The organism is Bombella saccharophila, assembly GCF_026385475.1.
GTDB classification, from domain to species: Bacteria; Pseudomonadota; Alphaproteobacteria; order Acetobacterales; family Acetobacteraceae; genus Bombella; species Bombella saccharophila.
This window is the reverse complement of the sequence record NZ_JANIDW010000003.1, coordinates 154242-181004: the sequence shown is the minus strand read 5'-3', so window position 1 is coordinate 181004 and position 26763 is coordinate 154242. Positions and strand designations below refer to the sequence as shown.

Below are 26763 nucleotides of genomic sequence, written 5' to 3'. Positions count from 1 at the left end.
TTCTCTACATTATTCTTTATGCGATACGCGCAGCGACTTGCTCTAACGCGCGTGTGTCAACGCGTTTCGTGGCAGAGACAATAAGCGTCGATACATCAAGAATAAGCGATACACTGCCATCCCCGAGGATGGTCGCTGCGGACACCCCCTTGATAGGACGGTAATTCTTCTCAATGCTTTTAATCACGACCTGCGCCTGGTCACGCACGCCATCGACAACCAAAGCCGCCCGCGCTCCCGCCTCATTCTCCACAACAAGCACCATTAGCTGGTCTTCTTCCCCAGCACGCCCCATGTGATTTGGCCCTGTCATATCATTCATTTCACGCGGGAGGGTAAGTTCGTCTCCGAGATAGATTAGGGGGATACAGCGGCTTCTTATGGATACAACATGGCTACCATCAGGGAGATGATACACATCCTCCTTCACATTCACCGTCACTAATTCCACCACGGATGATACAGGCACAACCACCACCGAGCCACGGCACTCGATGAGCATACCATCTAAGACAGCAAGCGTTAGGGGTAAGCTCAGCGTAAAGAGGGTGCCTTTCCCCGGCCTACTCTTAATTGTAACCCGTCCCCCCAAATTCTGAATCGCTTGCCGGACAACATCCATCCCCACACCACGACCAGAAAGGTCCGACACTGCCTCAGCCGTTGAGAAGCCTGGGGCAAAGATCAATTCATTAATCTCATTTTCATCCAAAACAGCGTCCGGTGAAACAATGCCCCGCTTAATGGCTGTCTGCAAAACGCGCTGGCTATTAATCCCACCACCATCATCTTGGATTTCAATCAAGATCCGACCAGAACGATGCCGCGCCGATAGTCTGATTGTCCCTTGTGCAGGCTTACCTGCCTCTTGCCGCACTGCTGGGTTTTCTATCCCATGGTCAATAGCATTACGCAGCATATGCGTTAGGGGGTCTGTTAGATTCTCAATTAACGTCCGGTCGATTTCTGTTTCTTCACCTTCTAAGATGAGGCGTACATCCTTACCGGCAAGGCCACTCGCCTCCCGCACAACACGTTGCATACGCTGGAAAACATGACGAACCGGCTGCGCACGAATGGCCATAACAGCCTCTTGGATGTCGCGCGTTAATGTCTTGAGCACAGCCAAGCGTTTCAGCAATTCTTGATCTTGTGTACCACCCTGCTGAAACAAAGCTGATTCTAGGGATGCTTGGCCTATAACCATCTCCCCCACCATATCCATCAACATCCCGATCCGCCCCGTATCGACACGGATTGAAGCATGCTGCTCTTGTTTTCGTGTTTGCTTTGTTGAAGCTGCTGGAACAGACGTCGCCGTTGGTGCCACGGCAGCTTGTTGCTGAGGCAAAGGCTCTGCTTCACGCTCTGGCTCTGGCTCTTCAATAGCCGCCTCAACCTCTGGCTGAGTGTCGTCCTCAAAAGGTGCTTCACCCTGTGTTATGGTAAGGTCACAAACATCACTTACCCAATCAAAAACCGCTTGAATGTCAGCTTCAGTAGGGCCTGTAGCGCCCGTAGGCAGCCGTACAACCCACTGGAGATAACCTTCATCAACGGATGCATCGGCTAATGGCGGTAACGTCTGCCTATGACACGTTACCTCCATGTTCTGCGCTTGATCTTCCGGTAAAAGAGCCTTTAGCCCCAACAACAAATTACGCGCATCATCACCCCGACTATATAAGTCAGCATGAGGGCGAAATGTTACAATAAGAGACTCTGCCGCTGTGGCTGCTTCCTCTTCTGCTGGCTCATCAAAATCAAACGCGCCTAAATCTACTGTGACGGGAACAAATCCCTCTGGGACAGCACTTTCCTCTGCTTGAGCAGGCGCAGCTTCATCTTTACTGGTTCCGATAATCTCTTCAAGTTTACCAAGATTATCGTCTATGCGGTCATCTGCAACCGCATCCCCTGTTTGCTTTGCCTCTGCCACTAAATCACTTAAAACATCCATTGCCATAAAGAATGTTTTAATAATCGTTTGGTCAGGTTTAACTTGCCCAGAGCGCAAACAATCCAAGGCACTTTCATAAACATGCGCAAAACGCACCAGGCGTTCCAACCCAAAAGAGGCTGCTCCACCTTTTACAGAATGAACCGCCCTGAAAATCGCATTGATCGTCTCTGGGTCAGACGCATCAGCTGAAAGCTCGCCTAAACCTCGTTCCAATTCGGGGAGCAGTTCATCACATTCCTCAAAGAAGATCTTGAGGATATCATCCATGACATCACTCATACCCGCTCTCCCTTACGCTGTGACACGCTGTATTGCCCATACGAGCTTCTCAGCATTAAATGGTTTGGCAATCCACCCCGTGGCGCCTAGAGAGCGTGCGCGTTTTTTCTTCTCTTCATCAATTTCGGTTGTCAAACAAATGATGGGGATATGCGCAAACGCCTCTAAGGCCCGTACAGCCTCAATAAACTGAAAGCCATCCATCCGCGGCATGTTAATATCAGTGATAATCGCCTGCGGGGCAGGGTCGGCTTGTTGTAAAACCTCCAACCCTTCCACACCATCACTACCTTGGATGACGTCATAACCTGCATCACCCAACGCCTTACGCAGCATCCCCAGCATAGTGCGGGAATCATCTACTGTCAGCACTCTTACGGCTTGTTTACCCGCCATAGGTCGCCTCCTCTCTATCCCGCCCGACAAGTTGCTCGCGGACACCAAATAACGTAAAGGCGTCTTCCGCCTCCTCAGAGCAAGGACCGACTTGCAGCCCACTAGCGAGAAGAAGTTGCAAACACAGCCCCCCAACATATTCCACCGCTGAGGCATCCAACATAAGGGATGCCTCAGCATGAGGTGCTGCCAGACCATCCAAAAGCAAAGACTTTAGGCCGTCAGCTGCTTTAGTATCCAAGCGCGATGGCAGCGTAATGACAGCCATTGTCTCTTTACTGCCCTGCTGCATTAGAAATGATCCCATCCATCTTCATCATCAGAATGGGTGGGCAACACTTTACCATCTTGCTGAATAGCCCCCTTCTGACCAGCTAATAGAGGAGCGTAAGACGGCTGATGTCCGCTGGAGAGACTTGCCTCTCTCTCCTGATGAGTGACCGCTTTTGGTGTGCTATTATGCTCAAGCTTGAGCCCATGTTCAGGCCCTATGGTAAAGGTCGCTAATGTCTGGCGTAACTTAAGAGCCTGCGTTGTCAGGTTATGACTTGCCGCTGTGGATTGCTCGACCATGGCGGCATTTTGCTGCGTCATACCATCCATACTACTTACAGCATCGGATACTTCTGCTAGACTACGCGCTTGTTCATCTGTGGCTTTTGTAACGACCTCGACACGATCTGCGAGAGCCTCTGTTCCCTCCTCGACGTCCTGAAGCAAACCACTTGTCCGCGCAACAAGGCGGACCCCTTCTTGCACATGCGCTGTAGCAGTCTCTAACACATCACGGATCATATCCGCTGCTTTAGCGGATTGCTCAGCAAGTGATTGCACCTCCTTGGCCACAACGGCAAAACCGCGCCCTGCCTCACCAGCGCGTGCAGCTTCCACGCTGGCATTCAAAGCCAGCACATTTGTCTTAAATGCAATATCACTGACAGAACGCGTGATTTGTACAATATCATCAGAGGACGTCTTGATAGAGTTCATCGCCTCACGTGTTTGTTCCATCCCTGTAGAGGCTGTTTTGACCTTCTGTAAGGTCTCTCTTGTTTCATTACTCGCGTGCGAACAGTTGCTCGCCGTAACCTGAAACCCCTCAGCAATAGACTTAACAGACGCTGTAACCTGCCCAAGGCTTGCCGCCTGACGCTCGGTACGTTTTGCAAGATCATCAGAGGCAGTGGAAATTTCACTCGCCCCATTTGCAATCATATTAGAGCTTTCTGCCACAACAGAGAGAGCCGCGCCCAACCCTGCAAGCGACCCATTAAATGACTCCCGTACAGGGCCAAACTCCCCATTAAATAATTCACTTTTAATGCGAATAGAGAGATCACCTTGCGCTAATTTTTGCATAGCACGGTTTAATTCTTCCACAACCGAATGCGTACGCTCTTCTCGCTCCTTCAAAGCCTCCATCGTTTCCACAGCTTTATTCGCCGCTTCACCATGTGCTTTTTCTGCCGCTTTCTGCTCTTGCAAGCTCAGTGCCAAGGAGCCCAACAATTTGCCAATCCGCCCAACGCAGTTCGTACGGTCCTCATATTGGCTAATATCTGCTGGTTGCCCTTCACTTAGCGCAACACCCATCCCCGTTAGCTTTTCAACGGGCTCTGTTAAGGCTTTTGTGAGGAAGAACCAAACCCCCCACACAAGCAGCATCCCAAAAACTAGCGTACCGATATTAACAAACGCAACGTGATCAAATTGACGTTTTTGGAAATAGCCAACACCTTCTACCAACAATTGCACAGCCAAATAACATTCAATCGCCAGCATCGCCACGCGCACTTGCACGCGAAATAAAGCATCCTTGTATAGCCATTTGAACATGAGAACCGTCCCATCCCTTCAGAAAATTTATCCCTACAGCTCGTAACGGCCAACCAGCCAAACCAACTGGAAAAGCCCATAATATAAGCCTTAAAAAGCATGAGCTTTATGGATATTCCTTTATTTAACCTTAGATAATGCGGAAGATTCACAGGAAAATAAAGCTATTTTTGGCTATACGCTCACAATAAGCCATTCCATTTTCTACTCATTAACTATGCTTAAACAACGTATTTTGTTTTAATTTTTATGAAATAATTACGTATAGTGTTTTGAACATCTATTGCCTTATTGCGCAATATTATAGTCTGTAGGGCTATTCAAACGATTCATTGTGTCAGGGCTTAGTTTACGAATCCCAGCTAAATATTGAGATAGAACATTAGCACGATCAGGCGTCATATTCCCTATTACTTCAGAAATACGACGGGGGAGCATATGCTGCGCTACTGGGACCATGACACGCATATCTAAAACATCAAACATCGCCGCCGCATCGCGTGGGGACATTTGCTCATAGATGCGCGCAAGCCGCTCAATGCTCTGCTCCACGTCCTGACGACGCTGCTCTTGTTGTGCAGATAACTCAGAGGCATTCCGCCCAAGAGCTTGTAGTTTTTCATCAAGCTCTTTCTGTTCTGCTGCAAGTTCTTTTTGCTGATGTTTAAGGTTTTCAGCCTGACCTTGCATGGCCTGCCGATGCGCCGTTATGTCATCATTTAAGTCTTTTACTGCCATTTTCACACGAGAATCCGGCATATCTTCATCTTTTTCCCCAGCGGCGGGGTCACCCTCTGCTAAACCATTCAGGGGGGTCCAACCTTGCAGTTTATTTACATAAACACGCACCCCACTCGGGTGAATCGCCTCGGGGACTTTCGCTCCGGGGCTACCTGCATTATCTGCCTTTGTGCCTGTCTCATGGACTGCGGTTGCGCCTTTCTTTTCAGAATCAGCGTCATTTTTCGGTTTCTCCGCAGTCGGCTGGCTAATCTGCGCCGCTAAGGAATGAAGATTTAACGCCAAAAGGACCGTCATTAGACAGGAGGCGAGATTTGTAATCTTACTTAGGGAGAACCCTGGCTTTTTCACGGTTCTAGCACGTCCTCTCATAGCGTAATCCTCATAGCAGGCTTAAAGGCACACAGCATGCAAGCCTTAATCCCGCATCACATTGATAGCCCGCGTCAACATCGCGCGTGTTACTTGTAACGCGTTCAAATTAGCCTCGTATGAATGTTGTGCATCATGGCTATCCATAATCTCTACGATGGAACTCACATTAGGCATCTTCACATAGCCTTGCTCATTCGCCGCAGGGTGAGCAGGGTCATACCGCATTTGAAAGTCAGACTGATCCTCCCCAACAGAGCGGATCGCAACGCTAGAAACCCCACTGGCGCGGTCTAATGTTTCTTTAAATGTCACAATCTTACGACGATACGGGTCCGCGCCTGGGGATGAACCTGTCGTTTCTGCGTTAGCCAAATTCTCCGCAGCAACGCGCAAACGCGCTGTTTGTGCCCGCATCCCAGCAGCTGAGACACCAATTGTATCAGAAAAATCCATCGTGATCCTCGCTCACATCCACAACAAAACACACTAGAAAAACAGACGTTACTGCCCGCTACCACTACCGAGGGCCATGCCGTACATGCCCATATAACGCCCATAAACAGTCGTCGCGAAACGCTGCTGATCGCTTGTCTGTGCAATTTTACCAAGCTCATCTTCTAAGACGACACGGTTACCGTCTAAAGAGGCACGTCCGCCTTCTCTCTTGGCATGTGTCTCCCCAGCGGGGCCAAGCATATGCCCCGGCTGCGTGCGTTTTAACGCCACCATATGTGTAGCATTCACCACACCCTGAAAAGGCGATACATCCTTCGGGCTATAATGGGGCGTATTAGCATTAGCAACATTCCCCGCCAGAACGGATTCACGGTTTTGCAGCCAGCTCATACGTCGTTCGGCAAGATGCAAAAGGTCCGTCCCCGGCTTTGGCCCTATTATTGTATTGCTCATAACAACCTATCCTTTTTCCCCACGCGAGATAGCATCCCCTCACTCATCCTCTTCAGGAGAGACAAGCAGATGGAACATACGCCCTGCATCACCCTCAAAAGGGCGTTCTCCCACGCGACTTTTAATCCAATTTAACGCCCCGACATCGCCAGCACGGGACGCATCAGAGGCTAAACGAAGGGCAAGAAGCTGCTGAGAGACGGATAAAGCCCCTTGCTCTGGCAACAGCTGCTCCACCATATTGCGTAAATCCGCCACGGCAGGGGACCATTCTTCCCGGCCTTCATGAATCCGGGCCCGCATATCCGCTGCCTGAGGGGACTGATCAGCACTCAACAAATATAAAGCTACTTCCGGTTTGCCAGAAGCTGCCATCATCCGCGCCATGATGCGATTGCGCACCATCGCCTCTTGCGGTGGCATGGGGGTAGGAGCCGTACGCCCCAGCGTTGCGGAAGCATCATCAAACAACCCACGTTGGATTTCATTCTCCGCTAAGGCATCGCCTCCAGCAGCACGACGTTGCGGATCAGTCATCATCGGGATAGCCGTTGTCATGGCCTCACCCGCTTTATCAGCCAACCCCAATCGCCCTAAAAGCTGCCCGTAAGAGAGGAGCAAATCACCCTTTTGGTCACTTGCCATAAGGTCTGGCAAATAAGCGCGCATTAATGCAGCCCCGCGCACTAATCCAGCCTCATTCTGTGCTGCTTGCCCGCCTGAACTACTCTTGGGCAAATCCTCCACTAAACCAGTAAGAGCCTTACCCAAAAGAGCCTGCACACGCGCTGGCTCCTGCTGAAGAGGGGTACCTTCCACTTGGCTTAAAGCCTGTAGGGCATCTTCCCACTTCTTTGCACGAATATTCGCCCCAGCACGAAGCATATTTACAACACCATCACGCCCTGCAAGCCGCGCATCTGGCAAAAGAGATGCATATTGCCGCGCTGCTTTCTCCGGGGTGATATGCCCATCACGCAAGCTAAGAGCTACACCTTCCTCCATTGCTTTTTCTGCCACGACAGGGTCTTTATCGACAGACAAATCCTCTAAGAGATGGATAGCCTCATCCTCTCGTCCAGAACGCAACGCCCGCACAGCCTGTGCAAAACGATAAACACTCCCCTCCGGCAAGTGATCAAGCGCATGCCATTCAGCCGGGCCGCCATGCCGTGCGATTTCCTCCGCAGCGAGAGGCAAAAGTGTCGCCCGTAATGGCTCTGGATAATTCATCAAACGCGGCATATCACGCGCAAGCAACCGGGCGGCTTCATCATCCTTACCGCCGGCCATCGCCTCATAAAGACCTTGCCATAGCTTTGTTGCACGCATGGCTTGTTCCGGCCATTGCTGCATCAGCTGGGACGCCCCTTTCATCTGCCCTGTCAGCAAATCCGTCGCCGCGAGGAAAAAGCGTACATCTGGGCGAAAAGCCTCTTCTGGGTCATCCTCCAAGGCGACATCCATAATCGCCCGCGCATCGGGGAAAGCCCCTACACCCAACGCTGCTTGTGCGGCCTCAAAACGCCGTTTAAACCGCTGCCCCGGTGTCGAATCCGCGGCCGCGACCAAAGCACGACGATAGCGCTCCCGCGCTTGCTCTACGGTAAGATTTTTCAGCCCCAGCCAATTTAAATCTACATCACTTGCATAAATCGCGCGGTCCATATCAGCTAAGGGCTGGCCATCAGCACGCTGAAGAAGATCACCCTTTGCGACGACCTTCATCGTTACCTGTGGTGGGTCATGCTGGGCAATAACAATCCCCTCCAGAGAGGGCCATACGTCATAATCCCGCCCCCGCCGTAACGACAACATACCGCCATCATCTAGGACAGTTGTCCCAACAAGCAATGGCGTATTAGAAACAGGGTCTACAACAGAGAACACACGCCCCGGCTTACGCATGGGGAAATAGAGGCCATCCTCCCGCAAAGTGGGGCTGATCTCACGTCGATCCGTATAATCAACAACAGGGGGAGGTTGGTCGCCTAACACCCACCCATTACTCTGCTGTGATAAATATAGGGCGCGTGTATCAGGCACTGGCAGGGCAATCAGTGTCATGTCAGGCAAAGGCGTGACCGCCAACTGCGCGAACATCCCATCCCCGTGCAATGCCGAAACATCCATGGGATGACGGCCATCCACTAGGATAATAAGCCTATCACCACTTTGGTACGCTGCAATGCCCATCTGCCCTGGCACAGGGATAAGAATCCGATTCCGCGAAGGGACTGTAGCCGCTGGTATATGCCCCTCTTTTTGAGAGGCGGATGACGCATCACCCGCTGCAACAGCTAACCCTGCCCCACCAACTGCGGCATGGCCTGCCTCTGATTTGGATGATGACCCCACCACCGGCGTAAGCTTGCCAGATGGCCGCGCTGCTGTTTTCTTCTCTTTAGGTGTTGCACTCTCCTTAGGTGATTTACCACCTTGTGGATGCCCAACGCCCAATACATGCACACCCCACCCAGATGGTAACTCCTCTAAAAGCGGGTCACCTGGTTTGATATGCATCTGCCCCAACACCTCACCACCATTTTGTCCATCGGACAAAGCTGAGGGTGCCGTCGTGCTAGATTGATGTTTCGGCAGACGTTTATTCGCCCCATGAGATACCCGCGCAGAACGAACATGAGAGGCCTGAGCAGACGGCACAGCAAAAGCAGACGGGGCAAACAGCATCCCCCAGCCCCCACTTTTTTGCCCACCCAACAAAACCAGGCCAACAGCACTACAACACGCTGCCCGCCAACTTAAGGCAGGCAGCTGCACCACAGCCTGATGAACAGCGCGCAGAATCGTGCTGCAATCTCTCATAGTTTCAATCCGCTTGCGCATCCCTCTCCCCGCCAAGACCCCAATCGTCCCGCATGGGCCTTACAAGCCATTAACCTAGAAGGCTGGCAAAGCTGGCCGTGGCAGAATTTTTACGCACGCCCTTCGCGCTCGGCACCACTTGGCCTGTAGCATCAATCTGCATCGAGGCTTCTGCCCCATTACTCCGTTGGGAAGAAAGCTGCACACGCCCTGCATTTTGCGGCCGTACCGCCTTACGCGCATCACGGGCTTGTTGGACAGTATGCATCTTCATAGATGACGCAAGCTGGGAGGCTAGTGAGGCTTCCGACATAATTTTATCCTTAAAAACAAACCTATCCATACTGATAGTGCCCTTTTGATAGCGAATAAAACACCAAAAACAAAGCCAATTTGTCATATATCTTTTAACAAGCCATAAATTTGCCTTATTTTGTGAGAAAATCATGGAATTATTTTTGTTCAGCTATTACAAGCACGAAGAAAGCCATCGCACCTTCCACGCTGCGATCGTCCCTGGATTATAGTAAGGAGTGTTACAAAGGCCATGTCCCTTTCCAGCATTGCCAGCACCTCAGCACAAAGCTTTGATGCCGGGCAGGCTTATGGCCGTGCCCAACAGCTTAGCCAAGCCACCCGCCTAGAAAATGCCGCCCCCATAACGGACAACGAAACAACCGATGCCGTCTCTAGTTTTAGCTCTGTTCTCAGCAATGCTATCAAGGGGGCGATAAACACAGGCAAAGTAGCGGAGAGCCAAACAGCCCTCGCCCTCTCTGGCAAAGGCAATATGTCCGATGTTGTGGCCTCTGTTGAGGAAGCAAAACTCACCTTGCAAACCGTCACAACATTACGGGATCGCTTTGTCAGCGCCTATCAAGATGTTATGCGGATGTCCATTTAAGCCTTATTAGGCAATAACAGCCAATTATGAGGGGAGCACCCAATGGGGCACGCGGTTGATGTGCAGGAAATACTGCGTCAAACACTTCTTGTCGCCGTCAAACTTGGTGCCCCCTCTCTATTGGCATCCCTATTAGCGGGGCTTTGTGTCTCACTCTTCCAGGCGATGACACAAATTAGCGAAGCCACACTCTCTTTCGTACCAAAATTTATTGCTGCAACAGCAACGCTAATACTCACAGCCTCTTTTATGCACGCCACCATCCATGCTTATGCAGAGCTGATTTTTGATCAACTCATCAAGGCTGGGGGCATCTAAATGAACAGCCTAGCCGATTTCTTTGGCTCGCCTGATCTCGCCGCTGCCAACGGCTCTATGGCCATCCTAACAGGTATGTTTGTCATTATCCTCTGCCGGGTTAGTGCCGTAGTCATGCTCGCCCCAGGCCTTGGGGAAATGGGAGCGCCAGCCCGTATCCGTGCGGGGCTTTGCTTAGGGATCACTGTCGCTCTTTTACCGGTTCTCCAACAACGTCTTATTGCTGTCTCAGGCGAGGCGTTGCGTATGCCTGCCATGATGCTCAAACTCATTGCAGGGGAGCTTCTTTGTGGGTTTTTCCTCGGTATGATGGCACGGCTCCTTAGCCTCTCCCTCGCCATTGCTGGGCAAATTATCGCCGTCTTTACAGGGATGGCAAGCGTCATCCAAACTGATAGTCAATTAGGGGCCTCCAGCACAGCAGTGAGCCATATGGCCAGCACCTTAGCCCCGATTATTCTTTTTGCAACAGGGCTTTATGCCCTTCCGCTTCTCGCTATTTCTGGCTCTTATACACTCTTCCCAGCAGGGCATATTACCTCCCTCATCATCGGAGATATGACCGCTGATATGACACGCGCTGTCAGCACTAGCTTTCTCATCGCTATGCAGCTTGCTGCCCCTTATATTCTACTCGGCACCTTATGGCCTGCTATGTTGGGGGTGCTTAACCGGCTGATGCCCTCCATACAGGTCTATTCCCTTGCTATCCCTGCCCAAATTCTAGGAGGGATTTTGCTCATGGCCTTACTGATACAAATCCTTACCAGCACATGGGCAGAGAAAATGCAGCTCTATCTCTCCACCCTGCCCGGCCTTGGGCTAAGCAGCCCCTAACATCACATGGCAGAAGAAAACGGCAGCGGCGGGGGTGAAAAGACCCAAGACCCAACAGAAAAACGCCTCCAAAAAGCACGTGAAGATGGTAATATTGCTCAATCTAAAGAGCTACTCATTCTCGTTGCATTAGGAACATTTCTACTTGTTTTTGCTCTGACGATTCCCAATTCGGCACGGCAATTTGTCCGAGAGATGAATGGCATTTTCATTCATTTTGGCCTTGTCGCCAATGATCCCGCTGCCCTGTACGGCTTTACCCTCCATGCACTCACAGCCGGCCTCCATCTCATAGGGCCACTCATGGGCACCGGGGCCTGTGCTATTTTAATCGGCGGTCTTTTACAAACCGGCTTCTTATTCCGCCCCAAAAGCTTACAACCTGATATAAGCCGCTTGTCCCCGCTAAAGGGCATTAAGCGAATCATCAGTGTGAATAATTTAATTGAGCTTATAAAGACCATTGCTAAATTCGCCGTCTTTAGCTTGATCCTTTATCAAGTCGCCTTGCAGACTGTAGACCTCGCGCCCCAAACAGAACGCTGGACCCCTTATCAACTCATTGATGCCATGAAGTCTTGGTTCGTCTACGCTGGCTTTATGGTACTGGCCATCCAATGCGTTATCACCGGGCTTGATGAAGTCTGGACGCGCTACCATCGCTTCGCCAAATTACGCATGAGTTTGCAAGATATTAAAGACGAAATGAAACAAAGCGAAGGTGACCCGCAAATTAAGGCCCGCCTTAGGCAACTACGCCAAAGCCGCTCCCGCCGCCAAATGATGAAAGCTGTGAAAGAGGCCACCGTTATTGTCGTCAACCCAACCCATTATGCCGTGGCGATTCTTTACGACCAAAACAGCAACACCGCCCCCCATATCGTCGCTAAGGGTATGGATGAGCTAGCTTTTCGCATCCGCGATATTGCCCGCAAAGCGCGAATCCCTGTTATCTCGAACCCACCTTTAGCGCGGTCCCTACATAGCTTGCCGCTTGATAGTGAAATCCCAGAAGAATTTTGGAAGCCCGTTGCAACAATTATTGCCTATGTTATGCGGCTTAAAACGCCTGGCTCACGCGCTGTTCACACTACGGACCCTTCTTCCACACCTTAAAAAGGCATCTGTAACGGCTTGTTCATGAAATAAGCATGATATATTTGCCTTCAATAAAAAGACATGTCTAATTTATACCATAGAATAACCTTAATCTCTGCGTCAGGAACAAGGATAAAATTATGTCGGGTGTATTTAATGCACTAACCACGGCTGTCAGCGGCATCAATGCTCAGTCTGATGCCTTCACCAACCTTAGTAATAACATCGCCAACAGCCAGACTGTTGGTTATAAGGCTGATACAACCTCATTTGCGGATTTTGTGGCTGGGAGCATCACAGGCAATTCCGCCTCTCAGGCGCAGTCCAACACGGTGCAAGCCATCACCGTACAGCATGTTGACAATGCTGGTACAGCCACGAACAGCACCAATAGTCTTGCATTAGATGTCTCTGGTAAAGGGATGTTTGTCACCTCTAAACCCACAGGGGCCGGCACAGCCAATGCCGGTGTGACAAATTTCTCTGAGCAGAAATTCTATACCCGCAATGGTGATTTCCAACAGGATAAAAAAGGCTATCTCGTCAACCCTGCCGGGTATTATCTGGATGGCTATATGACCGATTCTACCGGTGCATTGACCAATCAATTAACCCAGCTCAATGTAAGCAATGTTGCTTTTAAACCAACAACGACCACCACTATGACCCTCAATGCTGCTGTCGGTAAACTTCCCACCGACCCAGCAAATTATACCCCACAAAGCTATACTACCGCCCCTACCACAACCTACGATGCAAGCTCTAACCCGCATAAAATAGCCGTACAATGGCAGCAGAGCGACACTAACCCACTGGTTTGGAATGTCTCCGCTTATGATGCGGATGGCACAGGCACAATCGCGCAAAATAATTATCAAGTCACATTTGATCATTCCGGCTCTCTTGCCTCCATCACGGATATGCAAACCGGTAAGGAAGTCGGCTCACCGACTGTGGGCTCAAAAGCAGAAATCCCCGTTACCGCTCATTATGGCAATAATGAAGAGCAGACCATTAATCTGTCTTTAGGGACGATTGGCGGTAATAGCGGGACAACTATGGTCACAGCCAATAACTCGGCTTCTCCCAATCAGGCTAATCCACTTACCCTCTCCGGTACGCAGCTTTCCATGAGCCCAACCACCCTTGGGACAACAACTGATAGCATGCAAAGCTACATGACCTCCCCCATCACCGTAACAACTGGCAGTACGACGGGGCAAAATAGCACAAGCACAACAACGCAAACGCCTGTTGCTGTCCAATGGACACAAACATCCGCCTCTCCACAAACTTGGTCTGTCCAAGCTGTGGACCCTTATGATAGCTCCACCTCCTCCCCTGTTAAGATGGACAAAGCACATTCTGTCATCTTTAACAAAGATGGCAGCATCCAAAGCTTTGATGGCCAAGCTGTCAGCAAGGGCAGCCCCGTTACGGCTAACCTGACGATTAACGGCACAAATTACAGCCTTGATCTCAGCAATGCCTCCCTTACAACAGGGACCACAACAGGAGGCGATACCACAGCCCTCACTAATGATAGCATCACCTCTGGTACCTATACCGGTGCTGCAATTGAGAGTGACGGGTCTGTCATGGCGCAATTTGATAATGGCTACACACAATTGATCGGCAAAGTCGCCCTGACAAACTTTAACAACGTCAACGGACTGCAAGCCGTAGATGGACAAGCCTATCTTGCCACATCACGCTCCGGCACCCCTCAAACGGGTCTTGTGGGTGAAAACGGTACTGGCTCATTAGCTGTTGGCTTTGTGGAAGCCTCCACCACCAACCTGACAGGCGATCTCTCTGCCCTCATTGTGGCCCAAGAAGCTTACAGTGCAAACACGAAAATCGTCACAACAGCCGATACATTGCTCCAGCAAACAATCGCGATGAAGCAATAAGACTTTCTCAAATAGTCTCTTCGTCAATAAAAAGGCGCGGCAGCATAAAGCTCCGCGCCTTTTTTAGTGTTGCTCACTCCCCAAACAACACACATCACACCCAAGGCAAAGACATAAGCGCGGCCATCATGCCTTAATGCGAGAAGGGCCCTTTTTCTTTCGGTCATAATGACCTAACCCCGTGCGCGAAGCCTCTAACTTCTTCATGGTGGAATAACTCTCACATGCCATTGGGTAATCTGGTGCTAACCCCCAATAAACACGATACCCTTCAGGGCTTTGCCGATGTTGTCGCTCAATATGGCGTTTCAACATGCTAAATGCACCACCGCAATGCAGGCAAATAATCTCATCATGGAAAACAGATTCCTGAGGGGAACAATAAGGCTCATCCCGGTTTGCAATCCACTGCCCAGGCTTTTCTTTAACCTCTGGCGACATGCCTTGCACAAAATGACTACCCACCCCAGCAACCTTACTATGCTGCCCCGTGGCTAAAGCGGCAAAACCCGCAAAAGCATCGTCTACTCCCCCTTGCTCAGCAGGAAGGACCGTCGTCATCTTTTGGGCAAGACGTGTAATCTCACCTGATGCGCTATTCATATCGTGAATAACACCAAGATCAACCAACCCGAAAAGGACATTCAATACCGTGCTAGCTCGCTCTGGATATTGCCGCGAGAGATTCAATAATATCTCTGTCATCCCCCGCAACTGCTCTGCTTGTCCGACAATATCATTCAACGTCTGAGAAGGAAGGAACTCCTGCTGAAGGCGCGACAAAAGCCGTCCAATCCCCTTCTCAATAAAACTGCCTTTTGCTTGTGTCATATGTCCCGCCTCCTTCAACCGACTCTGCCTCAACCTACCCTATTTGTCTTATTAAAAGATTGTTACACGTTTGACCACAAGACCTTTTAACAGCTTCCTCTCGGGTGAGAGTGGTAAAACCCTTCTTAAGAGAACGTATAACAATCCTTTCTGAGAAGGACCATACAAAGTGAAAAAGACAAAAAAATGGCTATCTTTGTCTTTTTCATGAAACTAGCCTTTTAAACAAAAAGCCTGCTGAAAACACTCAGCAGGCTTATAAACAGCTACCATCATACTATGAGCGCATGGCTATTACGTAATACAATCAATACTAAAAGCCACCATACCAGCCATTCCTAACCCCATCCCACGGGCACGATGGTACATAAGGCGGTCCTGCCCAGACGAATCGGAGGAAGACTCAATCACCTCGCTTTGGTCATCATCATGATGCAACGACGACCCCGCCGTAACATTGGCTGCTAACCCACGCATATCTGTCAGAAAATCCTCCAACCGATCTTCCACCTCCCCAGAGTAAGACGAAACAACAGCACGCCGCATCTAAAGCAATCCTTCTAAAACTTATCTCTGGCCGGCTGTCTCATTCATATCGCCTCACATAACCTTAATATATGCGCGCCAGTTGCGATATAAACTCTCCAAAGGAATAATCGGTCCGCTCTTGAGGAACCATGGTAAGGAGATATAGCTTTTTACATCTTAAAAAATCATTAAAAAAATATATCACGAATACGTTTTTACATTATAAAAACCTATAATCTTCATAAGATTACCTTATTTATGCCTCATATTTCTTCAAAAATAATCCCCATTTCCTGACAGTTAATTTTTTATGTCTTATTATACCTTAACTATATAGCAGATAGGGCTTATTGCGCTCATTCTATGCATTATTAAGGGGGACGATAATGGCGATATATAAACATATTTTCTTATTATTTTTAATCTGCTTAAGCTACATGACGGGTTTATCATCCCCAGCTGTGGCGCAACGCTTTTACGGCGGAAATGCTTATTTACTCCGCCCGCCATTGCCACCGCCGCCGCCAATGAGAGAATTTACCCATCTACAACCGCCCCCACCACCCCCCGGATCCCTTGCTGGGACATGGCAACGCGACCGTTACCGCCCTGGGGAGCGTCCGGCACCATGGGCTGGCCCGCTTTGGGGGTCTTATCAAGACCCGCGGCCCTCTCCTCAATATGGATGGGATGCACCAGCTTTTACACCGTGGGGAAACTACATCACATCCCAAGCCCCGTATCTTCCCTCTCCCCCAAGCCGGAGCTGTGTGGACCAAAACTGCACTAGCCCATAACCGGCTTTACCTAAAACGGGCTCCTTTAAAAGGAGCCCGTTTTTTATTAGCCTTCTTCCTCAGCAAAAGAACTTAAGCCTTCCAACACATTAGAGGCCGCTTCGATAAGAGGGGCAAGGCTCAATGTGGGGTCCAACATCGCCCGAATACCATATCGCTGCGCTTGGTCAGCCATCCGAGCAAAAAGCAACCTATCCTCTGTCTCCACCATCCCTGCTTCCACAGCATTAGCCCGTTGGATCAATGACCAAAGCCGTTGATTCTTTGCGATAGCCTGGTTGCGTTTAACAACATCGCCCTCATAAGCAACACTCTCTAATACAGCTATCAAACGGCGAAAACATTCTGCATCAGCTTCCCTATCAGAGAGAGACTGACTAACAGCACTACGATAAGCATTCATGGCATTATGTTGATACATAGACTAGCAACTGCCTCCCCTTCATCTAACAAAGGGGCTTCTCCTCATAGGAAAAGCCCCCCATAATCCCATCACTTAATCACATTAGCTCGCTGCTTGAATATCAGTCATCGGGACCTCTGCATCCCCCATCATGACATTCATCCCAGAGCTACCTTTCTTCACTGCTGTGACCGTGCCTTTTACTGTGAAGGGAACGTCAGCCGTATTACCGCGGCTATCAACTGTCTTAACGGCAACGCTATAAGCCCCATCGCTCAAGCTCGTGCCGTTATCATCCTTACCATCCCAACTCCAGGACGTTTGGCCACTATTTGCTTGCATAACAGCATGACGTACCACCTGCCCCGCAGCATTCGCAATGGAAATCCCAACCACTTGGCCAGCACCTGCTTTAAAGGACAAGCTCCCCGAGCCAGATTGCAACGGCAAGGTAGAGCCAGATACACTCACCTGACGACCCACAAGGCCTTTATCCTGCGTAAGCTGCCCTGTCTCATTAAGGGAGATAAGCGTGTTAAGGTTGTTATTCGTCTGGACCTGCTGCTCCACGGCGGAGAATTGAGCCAACTGAGAGGCCATATTCTCGGTATTCATCGGGCTGCTAGGGTCCTGATGTTTAAGCTGTGTTGTCAGCAATGTGAGAAAGTTATTCTCATTCTTGGCCATAGAGGCAAAAGCCCCGGCCGTATTGGTGCTAGAGCTCCCACTCTGCCCCGCTCCGGACAAAGAGGATGCTCCACTACGAGCAGCACTATCCGCTGCTTGTTGCAAGGCTAAAAGATTATTAGACGTTGCGCTAACCATGACGTTTTCCCTCCACTCTAAAACTGATTAGACTGAAATATTCAGCCGGCCCATCCCACCAGATGCGCCCCCTGCCGTCCCGGTAGGGTTATAAAATGTGTCATCTTGCTGTGACGTCTCACCTTGCCCAAGGCGCATAGCCGTCTTGGGCTGCTGTGCCGTTTGATGATGGCTTGCCCCGCCATCACCACCTGCCAAAAAGCCACCCGCCTGTTGGAACGTCGCTTGACCCTGCTGATTTTGCCCCTGATGCTGGCCTTGGTTAGGGCTTTGCTGCTGGGGCATGTTCTGCTCTCCCCCATGCGCACCTTGGCCCGCCTCAGTAGGAAGAATATCAATCTTCATCATCCCGGCATGTAGCCCAGCATCATCAAGCTGACGGGCAAGGATATGATGCGTTTTTTGCAACGCATCTGTCGTGCCATCATCTTGACCTTGCAACGCGAGGGAAGAAAGCCCTTCCACCGAGCGGTTTAGCTGAACATGCACGGGCATATTATCCGATGTCATAACCGTCATATTCAACGTCCCCGCTTGCCCGTTTTGAGAACGAGACGGCAGCACGTTCAATGTGGAGATATCACGGGGCATAAGCGCAACTTTTGCCTCGTCACTTCCCTGCTGCGTTTGGTGCTGTGAGAGATTATTACCTGTGGACGTCTCTGCTCCTGTAGGTTGTGTCGTACTCGCCCCGGTATTGGACGAGACAAGCCCTAAAAAGGACGGACTCTCCACATTCAAACCACTCTGGCCCGTTTCATCCTCCCGAGTGGAAAGAGCTAAGTCCGTTTGCGAGGCATGGCCTGATGCAGCATGATCATTCGCTGCTCCGCCTTGCTCTCCTCCCGATGATAAAGACTGCCCCCCCGTCTGAGAGGCTCCCTTTACAAGGAGGCTAAACAGACTATCAGATGCTCCCTGCGGTTGTGCATCACTCTGTGTACCAACAAATGATGCCGTCTGCGGCTTTATGACAGAAGGTGCCGCAGCCGCAGCTATGGTAGGTTGGAAGCTCATCGCCTTTACAGAGGCATCCATGCCTTGCCCTATAGACTGCACTGTAGCAGAGGAGTGCATTGCATGAGACGATGGCTCACCTTGTAAAGACGTCAATGAAGCTATGAGGGCCTGTCCGCCTTCATGCGGGGCATTAGCAACGGTGCTCGCCGTGATCGCCTGCGCAAAAGCTGTTCCCGTTATTTGCGTTGCATGACTCGTAGGCTGCGCCGTGGCTGAAGCAACGGGCTGCTGCTTTGTGACGGCCATCTCAGCCAAAGCTTGCAAAGCAGGCCCCATGCTCTGCCCCATAGGAGCAGCCATACGAGACGCAAGCGTCTGCTCCTGCCCTATAGGCATAGATGCTAAGCTAGAGAGCGTCTGTGTTACAGCTTGCGTAAGAGAATGAGTTTCACTCCCCCCCATGACAGCTGTAGATGCACTAAAGGTTGGTGTTGCGGACATGGACGAAGCCGTCCCCATCACCTCATCCATTTGCTGGGACGCAGACGATGTCCCCGCCGTTGGTGCCTGCGCTGGCTGTGTTGTTGGCATCAACGATATAAAAGACAACGCCGCCTGAAGTTCAGAGACAATATGTGTTGAGGACGACGCATCATCGTGAGGCTGTTCACGCTCAGTTTTCTGCTCATCCTCCTGAGCATCAACAGTGTTCATTACAGCATGAGGTGCTATCTGCTCAGCACTGGCAGGCAATGTCTCAGCCTCTAATATCTTCTCACCGCTGGCCTCACGGGTCTGCACAACCCCTTGTGCCGCGCCGTCTTTCTGCCCCTGCTTCGCTTGAGCCTGCCCTTGCACCGGGGCAGACGTAGATTGTGCCGTATGCCCCGCACCCCCTTGATCTTGTTGCTGGCTTTGAGCATCTTGCGCGTTGCGCTGCCCGTCCTCTGTGGAATTATGGACCGGCTCTTGTGTTGTATCCTGCGCCTTTTGATCATGTTGATCATGACCGGACAACATCGCAGCAAATTGCTTACGCCCTGCCACAGCCGATGCCCCACGCGGGCTTGCCTTCGTCATGCCTGCCTGTGGCAAAGCCGCTTTCGGCGCAACAGTAGATGAGCCCCCCCGCACTGTCGCAGAGGCCCGCCCTGTATCGGCTAAATCCATAATAGTGAGGGAAGGAAGAGACATTATACCAACTCTGTCAGCATAGTATCGACTTCTGCAAAGCCGGGCATGAGTTCTTCAGGGATGGCCTTCCGGCCAATCTCAATGCAGACTTGTGGCGGCTGGCCTTGTACAAAGGCCACTAACACCGTGCGGATAATATCGTAATAATGATTATCCATTTTCACGACTGATTGCATCCGTGATGCCAGAGGGCTGACCACACCATAAGCCAACAACACACCAAGGAAGGTCCCAACCAAGGCCCCAGCAATCATCTCCCCCAAAACGGCAGGGGGCTTACTAATCGCCGCCATTGTTTTCACCACCCCCAACACCGCTGCCACAATCCCCAAAGCCGGCAAGGCATCAGAAATAGAGGTAAAGGACTCAGCAATATGGAGGTCCTCATGCAGGTTTTTCTTCAACTCCCTGCCCATAATTTCATCAAGTTGATGGCTTTCATCGAGGTTCATACTAATCAGCCGCAAATAATCGCAAATCAAATCACACGTTTTTTCATCTGCTTTAATTGACGGTGCCGTAGCAAAGATGCTGCTTTCCTCTGGGCTTTCAAAGTCATTTTCCAGAGAGGCAATACCTTTCATATTCGCCTGCTTTAACAAACGATAGAGCAAAGCCAGAAGGTCCAGATAATTCTGCCTGCCATAACGTGGTCCTTTAATGACGAGCATCAAATAACCAAAAACAGACTTCATCGCCGCCATACTGTTGCTCATAATGAACACACCAATGGCCGCACCAAGGATCGTCAAAAGCTCAAAAGGCATAGAAGCCAGCAAAGGAGCCAAAGCCCCCCCTGAGGCCGCAAAAGAGCCAAACACGCATAAGAGTGCAAAAATCAGCCCACCTATATATAGCATCTTACCCGTTCTCCCTTAGCTTTGTTTGGTCTGCTCGATAGTGATACAAAGTCATCGCCCTGCTGCTCCCTGTGCTGGAGCCTGCGTCGGAGAAGGCGGCGCATGGCCTGCCTCACCTTCTGCAAAGGACGCTGGCAGCGGATGAAGGCGGTGGATCAACAAGACAATACGTCTATTTTCTGGGGCTTCAGGATGGGCAGGGTTTGCCAAACTACGATCAGCTCTCCCCTCCACACTCCTAATTCGCCTATCTGGATAACCAGACCGTACGAGCAACTCCCGCACGCGGTCTGCCCTCATTTCCGATAAGGTCCAATTCGACAAACCTTGTGTATTGATCTGCTTTAAATGATAGGGCACGCCATCTGTCTCCCCGATGATAGAAACATCCTCTGGCAATGTCCCAAGCCATGCGGCTACCTGCTCTAATAAAGCCTGACCATCCTTATTTGGCGCAACAGCCCCATTATCAAACATGGGTTTATGCGCTGTATCCTGCACCTCAATACGGATTTCATCTGTCCCCATCTTAAAGCCAAGATTAGCTTTAAGCTCATTAAGACCAGAATCACGCGCAAGGTTTGTTTTTAACCCCTCTACCATATGGCGTAGGTGATCATCTTCCTGCATCGCTGGGGAGGCACCATCTGCGGCCGCACTTGCTGCGACCCCTGTGCCAGCGCTCCCTACATCAGCAGCATTACCTTGGCCTATTTGACCAATATTCTCCGCAGCCCCTGTTTTTGGCCCCCCTAGGGGAATAATCTCAGGCCGGCCTGTATTACTGTCATCTTCATCAGGATGTGTATCTTCCCCCGGTGGAAGGATGCTGACACCATTATTGGTCAAAATACCTTCCTGACCCTTACCATCATGCCCTTTACCATCGCCTTGACCATCATGCGCATGCTCTTCTGGATCACTCTCCAGCGCATCAGGCTTTGGCGGTGGCTCTTGATCAGAATTCTGCACCGTCCGCAATGATGAGGGGGCTGCAAGAGGTGATGTCTCTAACAACGCTTGATTAGACGTAGCCAAGCCTGTTCTATCGGCCATCGGGTTAAAGAATAAAGCGATTCCGCGCTTCTGCTCATCTGTCGTGATATTCAACAACCACATTAACAAAAAGAAGGCCATCATCGCCGTCATGAAGTCAGCATAGGCAACCTTCCAAGCGCCGCCATGATGACCACCACCGACAATCTCTTCTTTTTTAATGATAATGGTTGGCGTGTTCTTGCCTTCAGCCATGACACACCCACCATGAAGTTAGCTGAATATCACCACCCATCACACAGGCCTTCTATTATGCGCAATCCCCACACGAACAGACGGCACACCGGAGAAGGAGGCTGCCCCCGTATGTGTTAGCTCAATAGCGGTATCAACCCACACCTCACCGCCAATCTCCCGCCAACGTTTACAGAAGGTATAATCCTCACTGAGATACGTGCCGGTTTCAGCATCAATGCTTCCTTCAAAAAGGGCAAAACGCCGGCCATCCTCACCTGCGGGAGCATCAATGCGTTTATATTCCAACTCTGGATAAGCTTTGAGCATACGACTTACCGCATGACGGCTAATCATCATAAAACCCGTACCAGCATAAGCGGTTTTTAAGAGCGGGCCATGCTCGTAGGTTTCATGCATTGCTGCAGTCTCACCGACATAACGCAGTGAAGCTGTCTGCTGCCGCTCCCCAGCAAGAATGTTATGTTTTGTTTGATCATCCCAAAAACGATCCCGCAGCGGATACAACCCTGCAATAACATCCTTCCCCGCCTCAAAAAGACGTGTTGGCGCATTAGCAGGGAAGCTAATATCCGCATCCACAAACAAAAGATGCGTGCAATCGGAGCGGAAATAGAAGTTCGATAACAGCGTGTTGCGTGCCCGCGTAATCATGGCATCGTCACCAACATGCATAACCGTCATGGGGATGCTCTGCCCGCTTGAGGCATAGCCAATAACAGAGAGCATATAGCCCGTTGTCACCATGCCACCAAAACAGGGTGTTGCGAGCATAATCTTCCCTGAAGGTGTATTCCCCGTCTGCATTATCGTGATCCTTCTGTAACTCGCCATGATTAGTTAGGACATGACATAGCCTTATTATGCCTTGTTTTTTACAATTCTAACCTCGTCTCCTCAAGGTATTTTATTATATATATTCCTTGTATAAGGCTAAAAATAGATTCTTTTAAAATCTCATTATGCGCCCTGTAGAATTTTAGTCATAATAAATTAATATTTTGGTCATATGTCCCAACGCACTATAGCGCGATATTGGGCTTGCTCATCTATCACGGCTTGCTCTTGGCGTTCCGCCTCTTGAAGCTGAGCTTGCTGTTGGCGGTGCAACACTGTTTTGGTCCCTTCTTCCTCACGGACTCGTGCCATGACAACAGCGCGTGCGTGTTCACTCTCACGCTCCGCTTGCTGCAAAGCTTCACCCAGTTTTTCTAACTCATCCTGGGCAAGGGGCAGCCAATGGCGATAGCCATTCCATAAAGCAGGGTCTTGTGCGACATCTTCACGCATGGTCGTCACAAGGGCGCGGTTTTCCTCCATCTGCTTTTTTAAGGCCGCGATTTTGGCCTCATATTGTTTTTCTTCAGCAAGACAAGCTGCAAGCCATGTTCGCGCGGCATCAGTATCGCGCTTCTGCACTTTAGCTAAGGCTGTAAGAGCCTTCACACGCGCTGGTTTTATAACGCTCTCTCCTCATCATAACTCTCCTCCGCTAGTAGAATCCCCGCTAACCCCGCAAAAGATTCCTCTAGGGACACACGCTCTGTCTTTTTCTGCGTTAAAAACCGCTCCAATTGCGGACCAATCTGTACAGCTTGGTCCGTCTCAACGTCATTTCCTGGTTTATAAGCCCCTAAGCGAACAAGATCGCGCACATCCTCCCATTGCGCTAAGATACGCCGTGCCTGCGTTGTTAACGCATTTTCTTGCTCACTATTACAGCCCGGCACCGCACGCGAGAGAGAGCGTAGTATATTCATCGCGGGATAACGCCCCGACTCCGCAATTGCGCGTTCTAAAACAATATGGCCATCCAAAATCCCACGCACTGTATCAGCCACAGGCTCGTTTTGGTCATCACCTTCCACTAAAACGGAGAATATAGCCGTCATCTGCCCAGCGTCTCGTTCACCCTGCGGTGTTCCAGGTCCTGCCCGCTCTAACAGCCGCGGCAAGGTCGCAAACACACTCGGCGGATAACCCCGCGTTGCGGGGACTTCCCCGGCGGAAAGGCCAATCTCTCGCAAGGCTTGGCAAAAACGCGTCACGCTATCCATCAAGAATAAAACGGACTTGCCTTGGTCGCGAAAATACTCCGCTACAGCCATCGCACTATACGCCGCCTCACGCCGCATTAAGGCCGAGCTATCTGAGGTTGCAATGACCAAAACAGACTTTGCTAAACCTTCCGGGCCAAGGTCATCCTCTAAAAACTCGCGTACCTCACGCCCGCGCTCCCCTACGAGGGAGATCACCGCGACATCACACGCAGTCTCCCGCGCTAGCATCCCCATCAGGGTGGATTTCCCTACGCCAGAGCCTGCAAACAAGCCTAGACGTTGCCCCTCCCGGCATGTTGTGAACAGATTCATCGCCTTAATGCCAAGGTCAATCCGCGGCCCTAAACGGGCACGCTCTGCCGCATTAGGAGGAATAGCACGCCGCTTCTGCCGATGGCTGGAAGGTAAAAGCGCACCTTTACCATCAAGGGGCGTGCCCATTGGGTCCACCACACGCCCAATCCAAGACTCATTAACCGCCAAACCCGCCGAAGGAGCCTGCTGGCGTTGCCCCTTGCCGTACAAAGCAAAAAAGACAGGACAGCCAGCGCCAATCCCCTCAATCGCTTCATAGCTCATCGCTAAAGCTTGCTTCTGACGAAAGGCAATAATCTCGGCAAGAATATCGCGCCCATCAAGGGTACGAATCCGGATATGATCTCCCACAGCGGTAAAGGCCGCCAGCCCGGCTACGGTCACACATAGGCCAGACACATCCACAACCCGCCCAGCAAGCTCCCCTAAAGGCACCCCAGCCGCTGCAGGGCGAAGCAAGTCGGGCAGAGTATGAATAATCCCTTCCTGGCTCGCCAGCGGCGTTGCTAACGCTTCACTCTTTGCGCGTACAGCCTGACATCGTGCCGCAATATCCGGCTTAGCCAGAGTAACCGCCATTAAAACAACCCAGAGCTAGATGACCCGCTATCACTCCCCCCAAAGAGGGCTAGGATCCCATCGCCACCATCATCACCACCAAAAAGGTCAATCATGCTGGCAGGCTTATCATCGCTATTATAATTAGGATGCATTTGGATCTGCGCCAAATATTGCTCCGCATAACGCTGCACACTATCAGGCTTGGAGAAGGTACTCATATCAACCTTCTTACCCAAAATACGTTGTTGCTGGTCAAAATCCAACGCACCGAACTGGTCAGGATCATACCCGCTTACAACCTCAACCACCCGCAATAATGTGGAATCGGACATCAAATCATTAAGCGTTTTCACCTGCCCGGATTGCATCCGCCGGGTGAAATACAGTGCATCCCCCACGCCATTTTGCTTAAGCGCATCACTCGTCTCGTAACGGCGTTGCTCATATGAGCTCACCGTCGAGGCGATCAAATCCGAGGTAAACGGTGTTGCTTCTGCCGTTCCTTTCCCCGCTCCTAAGCTAGCGAACGCATCAGCAAAGGCCAGCCAGCTCGCATTCTGCGATGTACGTGCGAGAGAGGAGGAGGATGTAGGGTCTTGCGTTAATAATTTTCGTTCTACTGCTTGCTGCCCACTTAAAGAGCTTAGGTTATACGCCCCCAATACCACTTGGTTGACGGAGTAATTCTTCATCAGCGCATCAGTCGTAGTGATGGAGGATGCCTTTTGTTGGAAGTCCGCCACCATGCGTTTGGCTTCGTTATCGCCCTTAATGTTATTGGCTGCTGCCTGAACTTCATCCTTACGGGCTGTTAGAAACTGAGCCACAGGGGAAATACCGCTAAGTCCCATCTGCCACCTTCCTCCATCAAACACATAATGGGCGAGCCTCTAGAAAGGCTACATACTCTCTTAGAAAGGCCAACATAAAACAGAGATGTTTAACAAAAGACTTCACCTTGCTGTTTTTCAGCTCAATATGTCTAATTTTTTCTGCAATCATATCATAGCTTTTATATAATCCATGGAATAACCTTATAATCTTTTAAAGGGCCTTCATGAAACATTATGTTATTAGCCTTGCTCGCACCCCAGAGCGGCTAGAACGCTTCCGCCGGGTCAATAGCCATATGCCCGACATCATCCACGCACCGGGCATTGATGGCCAACAGATCAACCGACCGGATATTGTCGAAGCTGGAATGCTTACCGCCGACTGCCAATTTACCGCTGGGGCGGTAGGTTCTGGCCTTACACATATTGCCCTTTGGGGGACCATCGCTCAAAGCCAAGAGCCTGCCCATATCTTTGAGGATGATGCCTTCCTCTGCAAAAACTTTGCCTCCAAAAGCCAAGAGATCATCCAAAAACTCCCTGAAGATTGGGAGATTATCCTCTGGGGGCAGAACTCCGATGCCCCACTACATTATGAGGTTCTCCCCGGCCAGACGGATTGCTTTGCCCAGTTTAATCAAGATGATGTACGCCGTGGGATTGAAGGCTTCCGCTTCCAGCAGGTAGAAACACTTCCCTTCCGGCTCAAACAAACCTTCGGCATTTGCGGTTATGCCCTCTCTCCTCGTGGGGCTGTATCGCTCATGAAACGCTGCCTCCCTATGGCGTCCCTCCCCATCAACTACCCCTCCTTAGGCAATAGGACACTCATTAGCAGCAGCATCGACCATCTTATGAACCGCCATTACGCGGAGATGAAGGCTTATTGCTGTGTGCCCCCCCTTGTTCTGACCGATAACCTAACCGCCCAAAGCCTCAACCGCGCTTAA

Annotated in this window: 27 protein-coding genes; 7 read left to right on the top strand and 20 right to left on the bottom strand. The window is 50.7% G+C overall.

Annotated elements, in window-relative coordinates; all coding sequences use genetic code 11:
- Nucleotides 1–16: 16 nt before the first annotated feature.
- The 9 genes from NQF64_RS06940 to NQF64_RS06900 all read right to left on the bottom strand — a co-directional run bounded on the left by NQF64_RS06940 (nt 17) and on the right by NQF64_RS06900 (nt 9638).
- Complete coding sequence (locus NQF64_RS06940; RefSeq protein ID WP_266106910.1) at nt 17–2242, bottom strand: chemotaxis protein CheA; 2226 nt, start codon at nt 2240–2242, stop codon at nt 17–19.
- A 12-nt stretch (nt 2243–2254) separates the two neighbouring features.
- Nucleotides 2255–2638, bottom strand: coding sequence for a response regulator (locus NQF64_RS06935; RefSeq protein ID WP_099026891.1), 384 nt, complete (start codon nt 2636–2638; stop codon nt 2255–2257).
- Complete coding sequence (locus NQF64_RS06930; protein WP_099026892.1) at nt 2628–2930, bottom strand: STAS domain-containing protein; 303 nt, start codon at nt 2928–2930, stop codon at nt 2628–2630. Before NQF64_RS06930 ends, NQF64_RS06935 begins: the two co-directional genes overlap by 11 nt.
- Nucleotides 2930–4474, bottom strand: coding sequence for a methyl-accepting chemotaxis protein (locus NQF64_RS06925; protein ID WP_266106909.1), 1545 nt, complete (start codon nt 4472–4474; stop codon nt 2930–2932). The genes NQF64_RS06930 and NQF64_RS06925 overlap by 1 nt, the downstream gene beginning before the upstream one ends.
- Nucleotides 4475–4762: 288 nt before the next feature.
- Nucleotides 4763–5512 carry a MotE family protein gene (locus NQF64_RS06920; RefSeq protein ID WP_266106908.1) on the bottom strand — a complete coding sequence of 250 codons (750 nt, stop codon included), beginning with the start codon at nt 5510–5512 and terminating at the stop codon, nt 4763–4765.
- Between the two features lie 120 nt (nt 5513–5632).
- Entirely contained in the window at nt 5633–6043 is a 411-nt protein-coding gene (gene flgC / locus NQF64_RS06915) for a flagellar basal body rod protein FlgC (RefSeq protein WP_099026895.1), read from the bottom strand.
- 48 nt (nt 6044–6091) lie between these two features.
- A complete protein-coding gene (locus NQF64_RS06910; protein ID WP_099026896.1) occupies nt 6092–6499 on the bottom strand; it encodes a flagellar basal body rod protein FlgB in 408 nt (135 codons plus the stop codon).
- Nucleotides 6500–6538: 39 nt separating this feature from the next.
- Entirely contained in the window at nt 6539–9325 is a 2787-nt protein-coding gene (locus NQF64_RS06905; protein WP_266106907.1) for an ATP-binding protein, read from the bottom strand.
- 70 nt (nt 9326–9395) lie between these two features.
- On the bottom strand, nt 9396–9638 hold the full coding sequence (locus tag NQF64_RS06900) for a hypothetical protein (protein WP_143813643.1): 243 nt from the start codon (nt 9636–9638) through the stop codon (nt 9396–9398).
- A 234-nt stretch (nt 9639–9872) separates the two neighbouring features.
- On the opposite strand from NQF64_RS06900, the gene NQF64_RS06895 reads away from it, so the two are divergent.
- The 5 genes from NQF64_RS06895 to NQF64_RS06875 all read left to right on the top strand — a co-directional run bounded on the left by NQF64_RS06895 (nt 9873) and on the right by NQF64_RS06875 (nt 14395).
- A complete protein-coding gene (locus NQF64_RS06895; protein WP_266106906.1) occupies nt 9873–10229 on the top strand; it encodes a flagellar hook-basal body complex protein FliE in 357 nt (118 codons plus the stop codon).
- A 42-nt stretch (nt 10230–10271) separates the two neighbouring features.
- Complete coding sequence (locus NQF64_RS06890) at nt 10272–10547, top strand: EscS/YscS/HrcS family type III secretion system export apparatus protein (RefSeq protein ID WP_099026900.1); 276 nt, start codon at nt 10272–10274, stop codon at nt 10545–10547.
- On the top strand, nt 10548–11384 hold the full coding sequence (locus NQF64_RS06885) for a flagellar biosynthetic protein FliR (RefSeq protein ID WP_257875146.1): 837 nt from the start codon (nt 10548–10550) through the stop codon (nt 11382–11384).
- 6 nt (nt 11385–11390) lie between these two features.
- On the top strand, nt 11391–12500 hold the full coding sequence (locus NQF64_RS06880) for an EscU/YscU/HrcU family type III secretion system export apparatus switch protein (RefSeq protein WP_099026901.1): 1110 nt from the start codon (nt 11391–11393) through the stop codon (nt 12498–12500).
- 122 nt (nt 12501–12622) lie between these two features.
- Nucleotides 12623–14395, top strand: a complete 1773-nt coding sequence (locus NQF64_RS06875) for a flagellar hook-basal body complex protein (protein ID WP_099026902.1) — start codon at nt 12623–12625, stop codon at nt 14393–14395.
- Nucleotides 14396–14521: 126 nt separating this feature from the next.
- On the opposite strand, the gene NQF64_RS06870 is transcribed toward NQF64_RS06875, so the two are convergent.
- Both NQF64_RS06870 and NQF64_RS06865 read right to left on the bottom strand, forming a co-directional pair.
- Nucleotides 14522–15226 (bottom strand): MucR family transcriptional regulator, encoded by a 705-nt coding sequence (locus tag NQF64_RS06870; protein WP_266106905.1) that lies wholly within the window; start codon nt 15224–15226, stop codon nt 14522–14524.
- A gap of 294 nt (nt 15227–15520) precedes the next feature.
- Nucleotides 15521–15772 carry a hypothetical protein gene (locus tag NQF64_RS06865; RefSeq protein ID WP_099026904.1) on the bottom strand — a complete coding sequence of 84 codons (252 nt, stop codon included), beginning with the start codon at nt 15770–15772 and terminating at the stop codon, nt 15521–15523.
- A 368-nt stretch (nt 15773–16140) separates the two neighbouring features.
- Between NQF64_RS06865 and NQF64_RS06860 the strand changes: the two genes are divergently transcribed.
- On the top strand, nt 16141–16551 hold the full coding sequence (locus NQF64_RS06860; protein ID WP_180794223.1) for a hypothetical protein: 411 nt from the start codon (nt 16141–16143) through the stop codon (nt 16549–16551).
- 46 nt (nt 16552–16597) lie between these two features.
- Here the strand turns inward: NQF64_RS06860 and NQF64_RS06855 are convergent, their stop codons facing one another.
- From NQF64_RS06855 to NQF64_RS06815, 9 genes are all read right to left on the bottom strand, one after another.
- Complete coding sequence (locus tag NQF64_RS06855; protein WP_257875147.1) at nt 16598–16972, bottom strand: flagellar biosynthesis regulator FlaF; 375 nt, start codon at nt 16970–16972, stop codon at nt 16598–16600.
- A gap of 84 nt (nt 16973–17056) precedes the next feature.
- A complete protein-coding gene (locus tag NQF64_RS06850; protein ID WP_266106904.1) occupies nt 17057–17779 on the bottom strand; it encodes a flagellar hook assembly protein FlgD in 723 nt (240 codons plus the stop codon).
- A gap of 27 nt (nt 17780–17806) precedes the next feature.
- Nucleotides 17807–19933, bottom strand: coding sequence for a hypothetical protein (locus NQF64_RS06845; RefSeq protein WP_266106903.1), 2127 nt, complete (start codon nt 19931–19933; stop codon nt 17807–17809).
- Nucleotides 19933–20793 (bottom strand): flagellar motor stator protein MotA, encoded by an 861-nt coding sequence (gene motA, locus NQF64_RS06840; RefSeq protein WP_099026907.1) that lies wholly within the window; start codon nt 20791–20793, stop codon nt 19933–19935. The genes NQF64_RS06845 and motA overlap by 1 nt, the downstream gene beginning before the upstream one ends.
- 51 nt (nt 20794–20844) lie before the next feature.
- Nucleotides 20845–22044 (bottom strand): flagellar motor protein MotB, encoded by a 1200-nt coding sequence (locus NQF64_RS06835; protein ID WP_266106902.1) that lies wholly within the window; start codon nt 22042–22044, stop codon nt 20845–20847.
- A gap of 39 nt (nt 22045–22083) precedes the next feature.
- A complete protein-coding gene (locus NQF64_RS06830; protein WP_266106901.1) occupies nt 22084–22851 on the bottom strand; it encodes a hypothetical protein in 768 nt (255 codons plus the stop codon).
- A gap of 198 nt (nt 22852–23049) precedes the next feature.
- Nucleotides 23050–23490: a flagellar FliJ family protein gene (locus NQF64_RS06825; RefSeq protein ID WP_180794224.1), complete on the bottom strand. Its 441-nt coding sequence runs from the start codon at nt 23488–23490 to the stop codon at nt 23050–23052.
- A gap of 11 nt (nt 23491–23501) precedes the next feature.
- On the bottom strand, nt 23502–24998 hold the full coding sequence (fliI, locus tag NQF64_RS06820) for a flagellar protein export ATPase FliI (protein ID WP_266106900.1): 1497 nt from the start codon (nt 24996–24998) through the stop codon (nt 23502–23504).
- Nucleotides 24998–25831: a DUF1217 domain-containing protein gene (locus NQF64_RS06815; RefSeq protein WP_099026911.1), complete on the bottom strand. Its 834-nt coding sequence runs from the start codon at nt 25829–25831 to the stop codon at nt 24998–25000. Before NQF64_RS06815 ends, fliI begins: the two co-directional genes overlap by 1 nt.
- Nucleotides 25832–26037: 206 nt before the next feature.
- Between NQF64_RS06815 and NQF64_RS06810 the strand changes: the two genes are divergently transcribed.
- Nucleotides 26038–26763, top strand: coding sequence for a glycosyltransferase family 25 protein (locus tag NQF64_RS06810; RefSeq protein ID WP_266106899.1), 726 nt, complete (start codon nt 26038–26040; stop codon nt 26761–26763).

Excerpts from the sequence above, each read along its gene's own strand:
- NQF64_RS06815 (WP_099026911.1), bottom strand. The coding sequence starts at position 25,831 with ATGGGACTTAGCGGTATTTCCCCTGTGGCTCAGTTTCTAACAGCCCGT.
- NQF64_RS06870 (WP_266106905.1), bottom strand. The coding sequence starts at position 15,226 with ATGACACAAGCAAAAGGCAGTTTTATTGAGAAGGGGATTGGACGGCTT.
- NQF64_RS06930 (WP_099026892.1), bottom strand. The coding sequence starts at position 2,930 with ATGCAGCAGGGCAGTAAAGAGACAATGGCTGTCATTACGCTGCCATCG.
- NQF64_RS06850 (WP_266106904.1), bottom strand. The coding sequence starts at position 17,779 with ATGGTTAGCGCAACGTCTAATAATCTTTTAGCCTTGCAACAAGCAGCG.
- NQF64_RS06810 (WP_266106899.1), top strand. The coding sequence starts at position 26,038 with ATGAAACATTATGTTATTAGCCTTGCTCGCACCCCAGAGCGGCTAGAA.
- NQF64_RS06940 (WP_266106910.1), bottom strand. The coding sequence starts at position 2,242 with ATGAGTGATGTCATGGATGATATCCTCAAGATCTTCTTTGAGGAATGT.
- NQF64_RS06880 (WP_099026901.1), top strand. The coding sequence starts at position 11,391 with ATGGCAGAAGAAAACGGCAGCGGCGGGGGTGAAAAGACCCAAGACCCA.
- NQF64_RS06920 (WP_266106908.1), bottom strand. The coding sequence starts at position 5,512 with ATGACGGTCCTTTTGGCGTTAAATCTTCATTCCTTAGCGGCGCAGATT.
- flgC (WP_099026895.1), bottom strand. The coding sequence starts at position 6,043 with ATGGATTTTTCTGATACAATTGGTGTCTCAGCTGCTGGGATGCGGGCA.
- NQF64_RS06890 (WP_099026900.1), top strand. The coding sequence starts at position 10,272 with ATGGGGCACGCGGTTGATGTGCAGGAAATACTGCGTCAAACACTTCTT.
- NQF64_RS06830 (WP_266106901.1), bottom strand. The coding sequence starts at position 22,851 with ATGCAGACGGGGAATACACCTTCAGGGAAGATTATGCTCGCAACACCC.
- NQF64_RS06925 (WP_266106909.1), bottom strand. The coding sequence starts at position 4,474 with ATGTTCAAATGGCTATACAAGGATGCTTTATTTCGCGTGCAAGTGCGC.
- NQF64_RS06855 (WP_257875147.1), bottom strand. The coding sequence starts at position 16,972 with ATGTATCAACATAATGCCATGAATGCTTATCGTAGTGCTGTTAGTCAG.
- fliI (WP_266106900.1), bottom strand. The coding sequence starts at position 24,998 with ATGGCGGTTACTCTGGCTAAGCCGGATATTGCGGCACGATGTCAGGCT.
- NQF64_RS06895 (WP_266106906.1), top strand. The coding sequence starts at position 9,873 with ATGTCCCTTTCCAGCATTGCCAGCACCTCAGCACAAAGCTTTGATGCC.
- NQF64_RS06845 (WP_266106903.1), bottom strand. The coding sequence starts at position 19,933 with ATGTCTCTTCCTTCCCTCACTATTATGGATTTAGCCGATACAGGGCGG.
- NQF64_RS06860 (WP_180794223.1), top strand. The coding sequence starts at position 16,141 with ATGGCGATATATAAACATATTTTCTTATTATTTTTAATCTGCTTAAGC.
- NQF64_RS06905 (WP_266106907.1), bottom strand. The coding sequence starts at position 9,325 with ATGAGAGATTGCAGCACGATTCTGCGCGCTGTTCATCAGGCTGTGGTG.
- NQF64_RS06935 (WP_099026891.1), bottom strand. The coding sequence starts at position 2,638 with ATGGCGGGTAAACAAGCCGTAAGAGTGCTGACAGTAGATGATTCCCGC.
- motA (WP_099026907.1), bottom strand. The coding sequence starts at position 20,793 with ATGCTATATATAGGTGGGCTGATTTTTGCACTCTTATGCGTGTTTGGC.
- NQF64_RS06900 (WP_143813643.1), bottom strand. The coding sequence starts at position 9,638 with ATGTCGGAAGCCTCACTAGCCTCCCAGCTTGCGTCATCTATGAAGATG.
- NQF64_RS06910 (WP_099026896.1), bottom strand. The coding sequence starts at position 6,499 with ATGAGCAATACAATAATAGGGCCAAAGCCGGGGACGGACCTTTTGCAT.
- NQF64_RS06865 (WP_099026904.1), bottom strand. The coding sequence starts at position 15,772 with ATGCGGCGTGCTGTTGTTTCGTCTTACTCTGGGGAGGTGGAAGATCGG.
- NQF64_RS06835 (WP_266106902.1), bottom strand. The coding sequence starts at position 22,044 with ATGGCTGAAGGCAAGAACACGCCAACCATTATCATTAAAAAAGAAGAG.
- NQF64_RS06875 (WP_099026902.1), top strand. The coding sequence starts at position 12,623 with ATGTCGGGTGTATTTAATGCACTAACCACGGCTGTCAGCGGCATCAAT.
- NQF64_RS06885 (WP_257875146.1), top strand. The coding sequence starts at position 10,548 with ATGAACAGCCTAGCCGATTTCTTTGGCTCGCCTGATCTCGCCGCTGCC.